Origin of the sequence: Staphylococcus sp. HMSC068C09 (assembly GCF_001813735.1) — a bacterium.
GTDB lineage: Bacteria > Bacillota > Bacilli > Staphylococcales > Staphylococcaceae > Staphylococcus > Staphylococcus hominis.
In genome coordinates this window covers 296,194-311,324 of sequence record NZ_KV813756.1, presented here as the reverse complement: position 1 = coordinate 311,324, position 15,131 = coordinate 296,194, and the positions used below count along the sequence as shown (strand labels likewise).

The following is a 15,131-nucleotide window of genomic DNA, read 5'->3' as shown; positions in this document are numbered from 1 at the left end:
AAACCACACTATATTAAACTTTCATATCAATGTCATAATATGAATAGTATAGATTTAATTTTTAATATTAATGTAGGTTTTACAAATACTCCAATAGAACTGATTATTGCGATTATATCATTTCAATGATGTATGCATTTTATTTTAATTTATATCTTTCTATTATTACATACTTATCCAATTTTATTTTTATTGACGATAAATAAACTCCCAAGCAATTTAATTCAAATTGCTTGGGAGCTATACGTAAAACTAATAACCTTCAATTATTCTTGATCAACTGAGTGTTTCTCTTTGTTTTCTTCTTTATTTAAAATTTGCTTACGTTCTTCATAATTCATTCGACGTTGATTAACAGCACTTGGCTGATTCTTTCTTTTTTCTTTCATACGTTGATTATAAGCTTTACGTTTTTCTTTTTTCTTAGCACGTAATTCCGCTTTTTCTCTTTTACGTTGTGCTTTTTGTTCTTTCTTATCAATATATGAGTCTGTTTCTACATTATTTTCATCATCATTAACTTCATTCGGCATACTATTTTTTGATTTATATTTATACTTTCTTTGTCTTGAAAGCACGCCAGAAGTATCATCATCATTTGAAGATTGTTGATATTCACTTGTTACAGCACGTTTAGGATATTGATTATATTTATCTTCCTCAATATCATCATTAAAATCTTGCTCATTATTATTTTGATTAATATGATTATAATCCTCATAATCATGTTCTCTTTCATTATAATAACTTGAAGGTTTACGACGAGTACGACGTTCTGATTTTTTAGTCTTACGAGGTGGTTCTATGTACTCTTCTTCATCATTATATTGAGTAGGTTCTTCTTCATAATAATATCTATCATCATAATCATCTCTTTGATTATAATAAGGGGGATAATCGTAAGTAGAACCATATGCTGGAACAGTTTCTAATTTACTTCTTCTTGCAAACATCATAATCGCTGTAATGAAGAAGAAGATTGGAATAATTAATGTAATAAATAATAACACTAAAGGCAAAGTAATAATGGAAGCAATTAAAAATAATATTCCAGATAAAATTCTAATATTCATAGAAATTAAAGCTAAAAATGAAATTAATAAACAAATGATAAAGTACACGATAATTGCCCAAATTCCATTTTGTAACCATATAACAAATTGAGTCGTATTTAGACTATTGTTAACTAGTATTTGTTGTATTAATTGATTATTATTCATGGAATTTTCAAGATTTTGAATTGATGTATCATTACTGAATGATACGAGTGCAATAAACATTGTAATAACCGTTAATATTAATAAGAAAATCCAACTAATCCAACCTAAAAGTTTCTCAGTTAAACGGCTCACAGGTCGTTTGATTTGTGTGTATCGTTCTCCTGACATTTATTACAACTCCTTAATTGACTTGTCAAATTATTATATCTAATTTATAGGAAAATAACTACTAATTATCACTTATTTTAACGACATTTTAAAATTCAAGAAACTTTCGTTATATTCTCCTAATGTTTTCTCCCCTAAATCTTTATAAACTTCTAATCGTTTTTGTTCTTTTTGAGTTGGATAAAAACGGTGATCATTTTTTATGTTATTAGGTAATAAATTTCTAGCCGCCTTATTCGGAGTAGCATACCCAACCCATTCTGTATTTTGTTTATTATTTTTAGCATCTAATAAAAAGTTAATAAATTGATATGCGCCTTCTTTATTTTGAGCAGTTTTAGGAATAACCATGTTATCAAACCATACATTCGAACCTTCTTTAGGAACCACATAATCATAAGTATCTCCCTCTTGAACAAGTGGTGCTGCTACACCACTCCATACTACAGCAATATGGCCTTCATTTTGTTGAAGCATCATAGTAATTTCATCGCCTACTACCCCTCTAACTTGAGGTGTAAGAGATTGTAAGTCTTGTTCTGCTTGCTTAATATGAACAGGATTGGAATCATTTAAACTATAACCCAATTTATTTAAAGCTAACCCTATAATTTCTCTAGCCCCGTCAACAAGTAATATGTCATTTTTGTATTTAGACTGATATAAATCGCTCCAACTATCAAATTGTTCATTAGGATACGCTTTTTTATTGTATAGAATACCTACCGTTCCAAAAAAATAGGGTAGTGAATAGGTATTATGTGGATCATAAGCCATATTCATATAATCAGAATCCAAATTTTTAATATTGGGTATTTTCTGATGATCTAAAGGTTCTAATAAATGTTCTCTTTTTAATTTTTGAACCGTATATTCACTTGGAAATGCAACATCATAATGTGTACCACCATTTTTAATTTTTGCTTCCATGGCTTCATTCGAATCAAACGTTTCATAAACAACTTGCATACCTGTCTCTTTTTCAAATTTCTTTATTAAATCAGGATCAATATATTCTCCCCAATTATATACATAGACTTTTTTACCAGTTTTTGTATGATCTTGAGAATTAAACCAATGACTTATTCCTAAACATATCAATCCTACTACAATGGCACCGATAATTAACTGAAAAAATTGTTTCATTCTATTGCACCTCTTTTAGCACTTCTACGTTTTAATGTATTTTGAAGTGCATAGTATCCAATAATACCTAGCACAATAGCTAAAAATAAGATTGTTGAAATAGCATTTATTTCCATACTGATACCTTTTCGAGCCATGGCATACACCTCTACTGATAAGACACTAAATCCATTACCTGTCACAAAAAAACTTACAGTAAAATCATCTAGAGAATAGGTAAGTGCCATAAAAAAACCACCAATAATAGCAGGCATTAAGTTTGGTAAAAGTATACGTCCGAGTACTTGAGATTCTGTAGCGCCTAAATCACGAGCTGCATTTAACATGTTATGATTCATTTCATATAGCTGTGGTAGCACAAGAATGACTACTATAGGTATACAGAATGCAATATGCGATGCTAATACTGTTCCAAATCCTAGCCCTAATCCAAATATATGTCCTAAAGCTGTGAACATAATTAAAAATGAGGCACCTATGACAACATCAGATGAAACCATTAGTACATTATTTAATGTAAGTAATGTCAATTTAAACTTCTTATTTCGCAAATAATAAATTGATATTGCTCCAAATGTTCCTATAATAGTAGATACTGCTGCGGATAGCAATGCAACTGCTATTGTATTAAATATTACAGACATTAAATGATCATCTTGAAATAAAGCTTGATAATGTTCTAATGTAAAATGTTCAAAATGTACCATATTTCCAGCTGAATTAAACGAATAAAACATTAAGAAAAAAATAGGAAGATATAATACAACAAGTAATATTCCTATATAAAGTTTTCCGTACCATTTCATTTAATTCACCCTCTTCCATTTGTTTCTTTAGATTTAGTAATAATTAAGATAAAGGCCATAAATACAATTAAAAAGATAGCTATTGTCGAACCCATTCCGTAGTTTTGAATAACTAAAAATTGTTCCTCAATAGATGTACCAATATTAATCACTTTATTTCCAGCTATCAGTCTAGTAATCATAAATAACGATAGTGCTGGTATAAATGTGACTTGAACACCTGTCATTATACCTTCTTTAGTCAAAGGAAGTATGATTTTACGAAAAGTAGTAAATGTATTTGCACCTAAATCACTTGAAGCTTGTAATAAATTATTAGGAATTGATTTCATGCTATTAAAAATAGGCAAAATCATAAATGGTATATAAATATAACTTGCAACAAGTAAAAACGCACCTGATGTAAACAACAAATTTAGGGGATCAATATGCATTATACCTAACATTTTATTAATCATACCTTCGTGACTTAAAATCCCAATAAAAGCATAAGTTTTTAACAATAAATTAATCCATGTTGGTATGATTAATATAAGTAACCAAATATTTTGGAATTTTGAAGATCTAATAAAATAGGCTGCAGGATAACTTATAATTAGTGTAATGATCGTTATAAGTGTCGCATAAAAAATAGAATCCCACATCATTTTTAAATATTTCATTGAAAAAACTTGGCGATAATTTGTAAAACTAAAGTGACCATTTATATCGATAAATGAAAAATATACAAGTAATAGCACAGGAATAATAATAAAAATAATCATCCATAATAAATATGGAATGATGAGAAATTTATTTAAATTACGCATGTTCAATATCCTCGTAACTTTCAATACGTTTATCAAATTCTTCTTCAGTTTCTCCAGGAACCATAATATGAATAGCTTCAGGTTCAAAAAACAAACCTACCTGACTTCCTATTGTGGTCTTTTTAGTAGATTGAATAACCCATTCATACCCTTTTTCATCAATACAACAAATTTCGTAATGTACACCTCTAAAAAGCATTGAATCGACAGTTGCAGTGAATAAACCTTGTGTCGATTCAACTAAAGAAATATCCTCTGGACGAATCACTACTTCAATTTTTTTCCCAGATGGAATCCGAGCATCAACACATTCAAAATCCTGACCATATATATTCACTACAAAATCTTTAACCATTGTGCCATCAACAATATTAGATTCTCCAATAAAATCAGCCACGAATCGATTCACTGGTTCATCATAAATATCTGTTGGTGTACCAAATTGTTGTATCTCACCATCTTTCATCACAAAAATATAATCACTAAGTGCCAATGCTTCTTCTTGATCATGAGTAACAAAAATAAAAGTGATGCCTAATCTTTTTTGTAACTCACGAAGTTCATATTGCATTTCAGTACGTAATTTTAAATCTAGTGCCGAAAGAGATTCATCTAATAATAAAATTTCAGGTTTATTTACAATAGCTCTGGCAATAGCGACTCTTTGTTTTTGTCCCCCACTCATTTCATCAATATGACGTTGTTCATAACCTGTGAGCTTAACAAGTTTTAATGCTTCTTTAACTTCCTTATCAATCTCTTGTTTAGAAAACTTTTTTAGTCTTAAACCAAAAGCAATATTCTCATATACATTTAAATGAGGAAATAAAGCATAATCTTGAAATACTGTATTTACTTTACGTTTATTTGCAGGTAATTTTTCGATAGACTGATTTTTATAAATAATTTGACCTTCATTAGGTTGTTCAAATCCTGCAATAAGCTTTAAAATCGTAGTTTTACCACAACCTGAGGGACCAAGTAACGTATAAAAATATCCCGATTCAATATCTAAGTTCATATTATTTAATATTGTTGTATCATTAAATTTCTTAGTAACTTTTTTAAAAGATAATAGTGATTCCAATCCATTTCCTCCTTTACAAATATGATGCTGTTGCTACAATTAGAATTTTAACTTCATTTTCTGAATGATTATGTAATTGATGTAATTCATTTGCTCTAAAATAAAGTACATCTCCCTCATAAGCTTGATAGCGCTCCTTACCTAACGTAAGTATTACACATCCCTCTAAACAATAAATAAAGGTATCAGATTCAGAAGGTTCAAAAGATTTGTACGATGATCCAGGCTTAATTGTTAATATAAGAGGTTCCATTTCATATTCATTTGAACTAGGTACAACCCAATTTAAAATATATCCTCTGTCATATTCATCATAAATAGTTCGTTCACTTTTTTTATATAATACTTTCTCTTTCGCTTTTTCTTTAAAAAAATCACTTGGTGTAGTACCTAATACTTCTAATATATTTAAAAATGTTTCCATACTTGGAGACGCATATTCACTTTCAATTTGTGAAATATATCCTTTTGATAAATCAGTTCGTTCCGCTAACTCTTCTTGAGTAAGATTTTTTTGACGTCTTAAATTTTTTAATTTATATCCAATCTGCATAACTAACCACCTAAAAAAGCTGTATATTGTTTACTATTATCAAACATTTTGTTTAATGCTTAATAAAAATAACAAAATACAGCTTTAAATTCAATAGGTATATTAAAAAATTGAGATTGAATTAGCAATCTTAATGTTTACTAAAATTTTCTCGATCAGGATGCTTTTTAACTTCTTGGATTACTTTATAGCTATTATAGCCACTTTTTTCTTCAAATTCTTTAAAAATTTGTTTTTCTTCAGCTTTACTTGGCACAATTTGTTTAAATTTTTTATATTGTTCCATTAACTCAGTACCTATTATAGACTTTTCATAATAGTTTTCGATTTGATTAAAAAATTTAATAACTTCAATCATTTCATCATTAGACCAATCTAAATCGAGTGGATATTGATATTCCATAGTTACCCTCCAAAATATAAACTTATTTCTATAAAAAAAGGTGGAACTAGATTCCTTATAAAAATCATAGTCCCACCGTAAATGGTTATTTCAATTATTTCAATTAAATACGTCGATTTAATTCACAATTATTTCAAAAGGAAATTACATAGTATGGATTGGTAATCCAATAGCTTTTTCGGCAACTTCCATAGTCATTTCACCTAATGTTGGGTGAGCATGAACAGTTAATGCGATATCTTCAGCATTCATACCTGCTTCGATTGCTAAACCTAATTCAGAAATAATATCAGAAGCACCATTACCTGCTACTTGAGCACCAATAACTGTGTCATCTTCTTTTAATGTAATTAATTTAACAAAACCAGTTGTATCATCTAATGATAATGCACGTCCGTTAGCAGCATAAGGGAATTTAGATGCTTTGAAATCTAAACCTTCTTCTTTAGCTTGAGCTTCAGTATAACCAACTTGAGCTAATTCTGGTTCAGTGAAGCATACAGCAGGCATACCAATATAATCAACTTCTGATGCTTGACCTGAAATTACTTCTGCAGCTACTTTACCTTCATAACTTGCTTTGTGTGCAAGTGGTAAACCAGGCACGATATCACCAATTGCGTAGATGTTTTTAATAGAAGTACGGCTTTGTTTGTCTACTTCTAATAATCCACGATCAGCAAATTTAAGACCTAATTCTTCTAAGCCTAATTCGTCTGTATTTGGACGACGACCTACAGTTACTAATACATAATCAGCTTCAATTGTTTTTTCTTCACCTTTAGCTTCGTAAGTAACTTTAACACCGTTTTCAGTTTCTTCAGCGTTTTTAGCCATAGCTTCAGTGATAATTTCAACGCCTTTTTCTTTCATACCTTTTTTAACAGGTTGAACCATTTGTTTTTCGAAACCGCCAAGAATTTCTTTAGCACCTTCTAAAATTGTAACTTCAGAACCGAAGTTAGCAAATGCAGTACCAAGTTCTGAACCAATATAACCGCCACCGACAACTACTAATTTACCAGGAACTTCTTGTAAGTTTAAAGCGCCTGTTGAATCGATAACGCGTTTACCAAATTCAAAATTAGGAATTTCAATTGGTCTTGAACCAGTTGCAATAATAGCATTTTTGAAGTTATACGTTTGAGCACTTTTCTCATCCATAACACGTAAACTATTTTCATCTACGAAATAAGCTTCACCACGAACGATGTCAACTTTATTACCTTTTAATAAACCTTCAACACCGCCAGTTAATTTATTAACAACTGATTGTTTAAATTCTTGAACTTTATCAAATTTAAGTGATACGCTTTCAGCAATAATCCCTAAATTTTCAGAGTGTTGAGCTTCTACGAAACGATGAGAAGCATGTAATAACGCTTTTGATGGAATACATCCAACGTTTAAGCACACACCACCTAAGTCACCTTTTTCAACAATAGTAACTTTTTGTCCTAATTGAGCTGCACGAATTGCAGCAACATATCCACCAGGACCTGCTCCGATTACAATAGTATCTGTTTCAATTGGGAAATCTCCAACTACCATGTTTTACCCCTCCATTAATAATAATTCTGGATTATTTAATAAGCGTTTGATATGATTCATAGCATTTTGACCAGTTGCACCATCAATTTGTCTGTGGTCAAAGCTTAATGATAATGCTAATACTGGAGCTGCTACAATTTCACCATCTTTAACAATAGGTTTTTGAGCAATACGTCCAATACCTAAAATAGCTACTTCTGGGTGATTGATAACTGGAGTGAACCATTGTCCACCAGCTGAACCGATGTTACTAATTGTACATGTAGCACCGCTCATTTCTTGAGATGTTAATTTACCATCACGAGCTTTAACAGCTAATTCATTGATTTCATCTGAGATTTGGAAAATAGATTTACGATCTGCATTTTTAACTACAGGTACTAATAAACCTCTTTCAGTATCTGCAGCGATACCGATATTCCAGTAATGTTTGTGTACAATTTCACCAGCTTCTTCATTAAATGATGTATTAAGTGCTGGGTATTTTTTAAGTGCAGAAACAAGCGCTTTAACAACATATGGTAAGAATGTTAATTTAATACCTTGTTCAGCTGCAACTTCTTTGAATTTTTTACGGTGATCCCATAATTCTTGAACATCAATTTCATCCATTAATGTTACGTGTGGAGCAGTGTGTTTTGAGTTAACCATTGCTTTAGCAATTGCTTTACGCATAGCAGGGATTTTTTCTGTAGTTTCAGGGAAGTCTCCTTCAAGTACTGATTGAGTTTGAACTGCAGAAGTATCTTCTGATGTTGAAGCAGCTGCACTTTCATTTGAAGCTGTTGCTGCTTGAGCACCGCCACCATTTAAGTGGTTATCGATGTCTTCTTTAGTAATACGTCCATTTTTACCTGAACCAGAAACTGCTTTAATGTTCACGCCTTTTTCACGTGCATATTTACGTACAGATGGCATTGCTTTAATTCGTCTATTTTCGTCTACTTTTTCATCTTGTGATGTTGAAGCTGCTGGAGTTTCTTCAGTTTTAGCTTCTTCTTTTGCAGGTTCTTCTTCTTTAGATGAAGCATCGTCATCATCATGACCTTTAAATTGCATTTCTTCTGCATCTGGTGCGTCAATTTTAACAATGACATCACCTACAACTGCTACAGTGCCTTCTTCAACTACTACTTCTTCAATTGTACCGCTTACAGGAGATGGGATTTCTACTACAGATTTATCATTTTGAACCTCTGCTAATACGTCATCCTCTTCAATTGTATCTCCGGCTGAAACAAACCACTTAACGATTTCACCTTCGTGGATACCTTCACCAATGTCGGGTAGTCTAAATTCAAATGCCACGTTCTTATCCTCCTAAGATTTAAATATTTATTATTTAAATAAATTTATAACATAGAGGAAGGACAGAATAATATGTCGTGTCTGTTTACACTTTATCATTTTGTCCTACGTCTCTAGTTTACAATTAATTATATATACTAATTATATATACATAAAATAAATAGAAAATACTTATTTTAAATATATAGATTCATATATAGCTTACTGTTTTGTATATACTATTAGAATTCTAAAATAGCTTTAGCTTGTTCAATAATATCATTTTTATTTGGTAACCAAACGTTTTCAGCTTGAGTAAATGGATATACAGTATCAGCAGCAGCAACACGTGCAATTGGAGCTTCTAATGAAAGAATAGCACGTTCAGCTAATTCAGCTGCTACAGTAGCACCAACACCAGCTTGACGTTGCGCTTCTTGAACAACTACTGCACGACCAGTTTTTTCAACTGATGCAACTAATGTATCAATATCGATTGGTTGAACTGTACGTAAATCGATAACTTCTACAGAGTAACCTTCTTTTTCAAGTTCTTCTGCAGCTTTTTCAGATTCTTGTACCATTGCACCGTATGCAATTAATGTAATGTCATTACCTTCTTTTTTGACATTTGCTTTACCAATTTCAATTGTATATTCTTCTTCAGGAACTTCTTCACGGAATGAACGATATAATTTCATGTGCTCTAAATATACAACTGGATCGTTTGATCTAATTGATGAAAGTAATAAACCTTTAGCATCATAAGGACCAGATGGAATAACTACTTTAATACCTGGTGATTGAGCTAAAATACCTTCTAAGTTATCTGCGTGTAATTCTGGAGTGTGTACCCCACCACCAAATGGTGTACGAATTGTTACAGGAGCAGTTTTAGAACCACCTGAACGGAAACGCGTACGAGCGATTTGACCAGCAACTTCGTCAAACACTTCAAATACGAATCCTAAGAATTGAATTTCCATTACAGGACGGAAACCTTCTACAGTTAAACCAAGAGCTAAACCACCAATACCAGATTCAGCTAATGGTGTGTCGAATACACGGTCTTCACCGAATTCTTTTTGTAAACCTTCAGTAACACGGAATACACCGCCGTTAACACCAACGTCTTCACCGAAAATTAAAACGTTTTCGTCATTTTGCAATTCAGTTTTAAGCGCATTGTTAATCGCTTGAACCATTGTCATTTGTGCCATGGCTTATTTCGACTCCTTCTCTTTGTAAATTTCATATTGTTCAGCTAAATTTTGAGGCATATCTTCATACATGATATCCATTAAATCAAGAACAGTTTGTTTTGGAGTATTGTCAGCCTCTTTAATTGCTTTCTTGATGTCGTCTTTAGCACGTTCAATAACTTCGTTTTCTTTCTCTTCGCTCCATAATCCTTTATTTTCTAAGAATTTTCTGAAACGAACTAACGGGTCTTTTTTCTCCCACTCTGCATCTTCATCTGAAGTTCTGTAACGAGTTGGATCATCTCCAGCCATTGTATGTGGACCATAACGATAAGTCATAGTTTCGATTAATGTTGGACCTTCACCATTAATTGCGCGATCACGAGCTTCTTTAGTAGCTTGATATACAGCTAATGCATCCATACCATCAACTTGGATACCAGGGATACCTACTGCAATTGCTTTTTGAGCTAATGTAGTAGCAGCTGTTTGTTTACTACGTGGAGTAGAAATAGCATAGTTATTGTTTTGGATAACAAAGATTGCTGGTGCTTTATAAGCAGAAGCAAAGTTAATACCTTCGTAGAAATCACCTTGTGAAGAACCACCATCACCAGTGTAAGTGATAGCAACTGCTTTTTTACCACGTTTTTTAATACCGAATGCCACACCAGCTGTTTGGATATATTGTGCACCGATAATGATTTGTGGACTGAATGCGTTTACGCCTTCAGGGAATTGGTTACCTTTAAAGTGACCTCTTGAGAATAAGAAAGCATCAGTTAACGGTAAACCGTGCCAAATAAGTTGTGGTACATCACGGTAACCAGGTAAAATGAAGTCTTCTTTTTCTAAAGCATATTGAGAAGCTAATTGAGATGCTTCTTGTCCTGCTGTTGGAGCATAGAAACCTAAACGACCTTGTCTATTTAAAGAAATAGAACGTTGGTCAAGAATACGTGTCCACACCATTCTTTCCATTAATTCTACTAATTGTTCATCAGTTAAATCAGGTACTAAGTCTTCATTTACGACATTACCATCTACGTCCAAAATTTGAACCATTTCAAATTTCGACTGAGTATCATTTAATACTTTTACTGCATCGAATTGGGCTTGTAACTTAGGAGCCATTCAATTCACCATACCTTTCCCATATAATAGAAATTCATTTTATCCACTCATAGTGTACCACAATTATTTTAGACTGTTAAACATTTTCATAAAGTTCTGTATTACTAAAAAAAGATACAGTCTGAGAAACTGTATCAATGTAACAATTAACACTGTATTAGTGATGTTAAGAGATTAAATGATCGACGTCTTGTTTTTCTTTATTAACTGTATTCATTGCCTTAGCATAAGCCTGGAATTTTTTCTTAAAGTTTTCTTGAGCTTTATTAAGCGCATTGTTTTTTTCGTCTACTTGAGATTGCGTTACTCCATCTTGTTTGACTAATTCAAATAAATCTTTTTCTTTACTTAATACATTTCTATAAGCCTTAGCATAGTCGTCATGTGTTTTATATTTGTTTTTTATAGCATCGTCAAGTTGTTTAACTTCTTTTCTTTTATTATCATTTTTAATATCGTTAATATGAGAATCGCCTTTTTTAAATTGCTTTTCGGAATTTTTTAAAATTGAAACTTCCTTATCAAAGGTTTTTTCTCGTTTATCAATATTATCAAGTACATCGTCAGCTGCTTTACTACGTGTATTACTGTCATTGCTATTTGCTTTTTTATACAAACCTTGTTTCTTTTCTTCAAGTGAATTTAGTTTTTTACTAACCTCATTTATAGATTGTTCTTTATCAAATGCTTTTTGAACATTCTCGTCATAAGCTTTTACCTCTTTTTTATCAGTTGTACAACCAGCTAATAAAAGTGTAGAGGCAGCTGCAACAACTATGGTTTTACGTAATTTCATTAATGTCATTCCTCCTCATAGTGTTTCGATTGTAATATTATATAAAGATAGTTTATAAATCAAATGAAACTATATAATGTACGTAAATGTATATTATCTGTTATATTTTATATTATATAAGGAAGGTGTATAACATGTTAACAATGAAAGATATTATTAGAGATGGACATCCTACGTTACGCGAAAAAGCAAAAGACGTGAATTTACCTCTTTCTGAAGAAGATAAAAATACTTTGCGTGATATGCGTGAATTTTTAATTAATAGTCAAGATGATGAAATTGCTAAAAAATACGGTCTACGCTCTGGAGTAGGTTTAGCTGCACCACAAATTAATATCTCAAAAAAAATGATAGCTGTGTATTTACCTGACGACGGGGAAGGTAAATCTTACGACTATATGTTAGTCAATCCTAAAGTAATTAGTCATAGTGTCCAACACGCTTATTTACCTACTGGTGAGGGGTGTTTAAGCGTAGATGAAAATATACCTGGTTTAGTTCATCGTCATTATAGAACAACAATTAAAGCTTATGATATTGATGGTAATGAAGTTAAATTACGTTTGAAAGGTTATCCAGCAATTGTATTTCAACATGAAATTGATCATTTAAACGGTATTATGTTCTACGATTATATCGATAAAGATCATCCTCTTACTCCATTACCAGACTCAGTTGAAGTTTAATATTCAAGCCTAATGCATTTTTACATTATTGTAATAAATGTGTTAGGCTTTTCTTTTTTTATTCAATTTTCTACTACTTTTACTACATATAAACTGCTTTATTTATTCTGATACATAAGGTAAAATAAAAGTTAACTGAAATCATAGTAAATTACTATCTTTCAAAAATGAACGACATGTATGATTTGCCTTTAAGCACAGTAAAATAAATATTATTTTATATTAAAAATTTAAAATACCTGTTATGTAGCATTCACGTTAGATGTGAAAATAAATAAACATGTATATTTTATTTATTTTCTACTTGTGCTCATAAGACAATAAATAAACATTTATTTAGGAGGAAATATATATCATGGCAGTATTTAAAGTATTTTTTCAACATAATAAAGACGAAGTAATTGTTCGTGAGAACACAAACACAATTTATGTTGAAGGTGAAACTGAAGAACAAGTAAGACGTTATTTAAAAGATCGCAATTATAATATCGAATTTATTACTAAATTAGAGGGCGCACATTTAGAATATGAAAAAGAACATTCTGATCACTTTAATGTGGAGAACGCTCAATAATGAAACAATTACATTCTAATGAAGTAGGTGTATATGCTCTAGGCGGCTTAGGTGAGGTTGGTAAAAACACTTATGCTGTGGAGTATAAAGATGAAATTGTTATCATCGATGCTGGAATTAAGTTCCCTGATGATAATTTATTAGGTATAGACTACGTTATTCCTGATTATACCTACTTAGAACAAAATCAAGATAAAATTGTTGGTTTATTTATTACTCATGGACATGAAGACCATATAGGTGGTGTGCCCTACCTATTAAAGCAAATTAATGTGCCTATTTATGGTGGCCCTTTAGCTTTAGGTTTAATACGCAATAAATTAGAAGAACACAATTTACTGCGTAATGCTAGTTTAAATGAAATTACAGAAGATAGTGTTATAAAATCTAAACATTTTGAAATTTCTTTTTACTTAACTACGCATAGTATCCCAGAAGCATATGGTGTTGTTGTTGACACACCTGAAGGTAAAATTGTCCATACTGGTGACTTCAAATTTGATTTTACACCTGTTGGTGCGCCTGCTAATATCGCCAAAATGGCAGAGCTTGGTAAAGAAGGCGTATTATGCTTGTTATCTGACTCTACGAATGCGCTAGTTCCTGATTTCACATTAAGTGAACGTGAAGTTGGACAAAATGTAGATAAAATTTTCCGTAACTGTAAAGGTCGTATTATTTTCGCAACCTTTGCATCAAACATCTATCGTGTCCAACAAGCGGTGGAAGCAGCAATTAAATATAATCGTAAAATTGTAACTTTTGGCCGTTCAATGGAAAATAATATTAAGATTGGTATGGAGCTGGGTTATATCAAAGCACCCCCAGAAACATTTGTTGAGCCTAACAAAATTAATAATATTCCTAAACACGAGTTACTTATTTTATGCACTGGCTCTCAAGGTGAACCAATGGCTGCACTTTCACGTATCGCTAATGGTACACACAAACAAATTAAAATTATACCTGATGATACTGTAGTATTCAGTTCTTCTCCTATTCCAGGGAATACTAAAAGTATCAATCGTACAATTAACGCATTATATAAAGCTGGTGCTGATGTTATTCACAGTAAGATTTCTAACATTCATACATCAGGACATGGTTCCCAAGGCGACCAACAGTTAATGCTTCGTTTAATTCAACCTAAATACTTCTTACCTATTCATGGTGAATATCGTATGCTAAAAGCTCATGGTCAAACAGGTATTGATTGTGGTGTTAAAGAAGAAAATGTCTTTATTTTTGATATTGGTGATGTCTTAGCTTTAACACACGATTCTGCGCGTAAAGCTGGTCGAATTCCATCTGGTAATGTATTAGTTGATGGAAGTGGCATCGGTGATATTGGTAATGTTGTCATTCGGGATCGTAAATTATTATCTGAAGAAGGATTGGTTATTGTTGTAGTAAGTATTGATTTTAATACAAATAAACTTCTTTCAGGTCCAGATATTATTTCACGTGGTTTTGTTTATATGCGTGAATCTGGCCAATTAATTTATGATGCACAACGAAAAATTAAAACGGATGTTATTTCAAAACTAAATTCAAATGATGATATTCAATGGCATCAAATTAAATCTTCAATCATTGAAACGTTACAGCCATATTTATATGAAAAAACAGCTCGTCGTCCAATGATTTTACCAGTAATTATGAAAGTAAATGAAGAATAAAAACACACGGTATTTCTTAAGAAATACCGT

At 31.6% G+C, this 15,131-nt stretch carries 15 protein-coding genes; 3 read left to right on the top strand and 12 right to left on the bottom strand.

All coding sequences use genetic code 11. From position 1 onward, the window contains the following. Positions 1 to 266: 266 nt before the first annotated feature. The 12 genes from auxB to HMPREF2930_RS06215 all read right to left on the bottom strand — a co-directional run bounded on the left by auxB (position 267) and on the right by HMPREF2930_RS06215 (position 12,162). Positions 267 to 1,388, bottom strand: coding sequence for a lipoteichoic acid stability factor AuxB (auxB, locus tag HMPREF2930_RS06270; RefSeq protein ID WP_017175742.1), 1,122 nt, complete (start codon positions 1,386 to 1,388; stop codon positions 267 to 269). A gap of 72 nt (positions 1,389 to 1,460) precedes the next feature. Then, positions 1,461 to 2,534 carry an ABC transporter substrate-binding protein gene (locus HMPREF2930_RS06265; protein WP_017175743.1) on the bottom strand — a complete coding sequence of 358 codons (1,074 nt, stop codon included), beginning with the start codon at positions 2,532 to 2,534 and terminating at the stop codon, positions 1,461 to 1,463. After that, complete coding sequence (locus HMPREF2930_RS06260) at positions 2,531 to 3,340, bottom strand: ABC transporter permease (RefSeq protein WP_017175744.1); 810 nt, start codon at positions 3,338 to 3,340, stop codon at positions 2,531 to 2,533. Before HMPREF2930_RS06260 ends, HMPREF2930_RS06265 begins: the two co-directional genes overlap by 4 nt. A gap of 5 nt (positions 3,341 to 3,345) precedes the next feature. Continuing rightward, positions 3,346 to 4,149, bottom strand: a complete 804-nt coding sequence (locus tag HMPREF2930_RS06255) for an ABC transporter permease (RefSeq protein WP_017175745.1) — start codon at positions 4,147 to 4,149, stop codon at positions 3,346 to 3,348. Then, positions 4,142 to 5,236 (bottom strand): ABC transporter ATP-binding protein, encoded by a 1,095-nt coding sequence (locus tag HMPREF2930_RS06250; protein ID WP_017175746.1) that lies wholly within the window; start codon positions 5,234 to 5,236, stop codon positions 4,142 to 4,144. The genes HMPREF2930_RS06255 and HMPREF2930_RS06250 overlap by 8 nt, the downstream gene beginning before the upstream one ends. Before the next feature lie 13 nt (positions 5,237 to 5,249). Continuing rightward, on the bottom strand, positions 5,250 to 5,789 hold the full coding sequence (locus HMPREF2930_RS06245; protein ID WP_017175747.1) for a helix-turn-helix domain-containing protein: 540 nt from the start codon (positions 5,787 to 5,789) through the stop codon (positions 5,250 to 5,252). 130 nt (positions 5,790 to 5,919) lie between these two features. Then, on the bottom strand, positions 5,920 to 6,192 hold the full coding sequence (locus tag HMPREF2930_RS06240; protein ID WP_017175748.1) for a UPF0223 family protein: 273 nt from the start codon (positions 6,190 to 6,192) through the stop codon (positions 5,920 to 5,922). A 144-nt stretch (positions 6,193 to 6,336) separates the two neighbouring features. Next, positions 6,337 to 7,743: a dihydrolipoyl dehydrogenase gene (lpdA, locus tag HMPREF2930_RS06235; protein ID WP_002455496.1), complete on the bottom strand. Its 1,407-nt coding sequence runs from the start codon at positions 7,741 to 7,743 to the stop codon at positions 6,337 to 6,339. Between the two features lie 3 nt (positions 7,744 to 7,746). After that, positions 7,747 to 9,051: a dihydrolipoamide acetyltransferase family protein gene (locus tag HMPREF2930_RS06230; protein WP_017175749.1), complete on the bottom strand. Its 1,305-nt coding sequence runs from the start codon at positions 9,049 to 9,051 to the stop codon at positions 7,747 to 7,749. A 221-nt stretch (positions 9,052 to 9,272) separates the two neighbouring features. Further along, positions 9,273 to 10,250 (bottom strand): alpha-ketoacid dehydrogenase subunit beta, encoded by a 978-nt coding sequence (locus tag HMPREF2930_RS06225; RefSeq protein WP_017175750.1) that lies wholly within the window; start codon positions 10,248 to 10,250, stop codon positions 9,273 to 9,275. Between the two features lie 3 nt (positions 10,251 to 10,253). Beyond that, positions 10,254 to 11,366, bottom strand: a complete 1,113-nt coding sequence (gene pdhA, locus HMPREF2930_RS06220) for a pyruvate dehydrogenase (acetyl-transferring) E1 component subunit alpha (RefSeq protein ID WP_002448048.1) — start codon at positions 11,364 to 11,366, stop codon at positions 10,254 to 10,256. A gap of 166 nt (positions 11,367 to 11,532) precedes the next feature. Continuing rightward, positions 11,533 to 12,162 (bottom strand): YkyA family protein, encoded by a 630-nt coding sequence (locus tag HMPREF2930_RS06215; RefSeq protein ID WP_017175751.1) that lies wholly within the window; start codon positions 12,160 to 12,162, stop codon positions 11,533 to 11,535. Between the two features lie 134 nt (positions 12,163 to 12,296). Here HMPREF2930_RS06215 and def point away from each other — a divergent pair, with 134 nt between their 5' ends. The 3 genes from def (at position 12,297) to rnjA (ending at position 15,101) form a co-directional block, all read left to right on the top strand. After that, the gene (def, locus tag HMPREF2930_RS06210) at positions 12,297 to 12,848 is read left to right on the top strand and encodes a peptide deformylase (protein WP_002448106.1); all 552 of its coding nucleotides are present in this window, start codon (positions 12,297 to 12,299) and stop codon (positions 12,846 to 12,848) included. Between the two features lie 355 nt (positions 12,849 to 13,203). Beyond that, positions 13,204 to 13,422 (top strand): DNA-dependent RNA polymerase subunit epsilon, encoded by a 219-nt coding sequence (locus HMPREF2930_RS06205; protein WP_002448185.1) that lies wholly within the window; start codon positions 13,204 to 13,206, stop codon positions 13,420 to 13,422. Continuing rightward, positions 13,422 to 15,101, top strand: a complete 1,680-nt coding sequence (gene rnjA / locus HMPREF2930_RS06200) for a ribonuclease J1 (RefSeq protein WP_002448244.1) — start codon at positions 13,422 to 13,424, stop codon at positions 15,099 to 15,101. Before HMPREF2930_RS06205 ends, rnjA begins: the two co-directional genes overlap by 1 nt. Positions 15,102 to 15,131 lie beyond the last annotated feature (30 nt).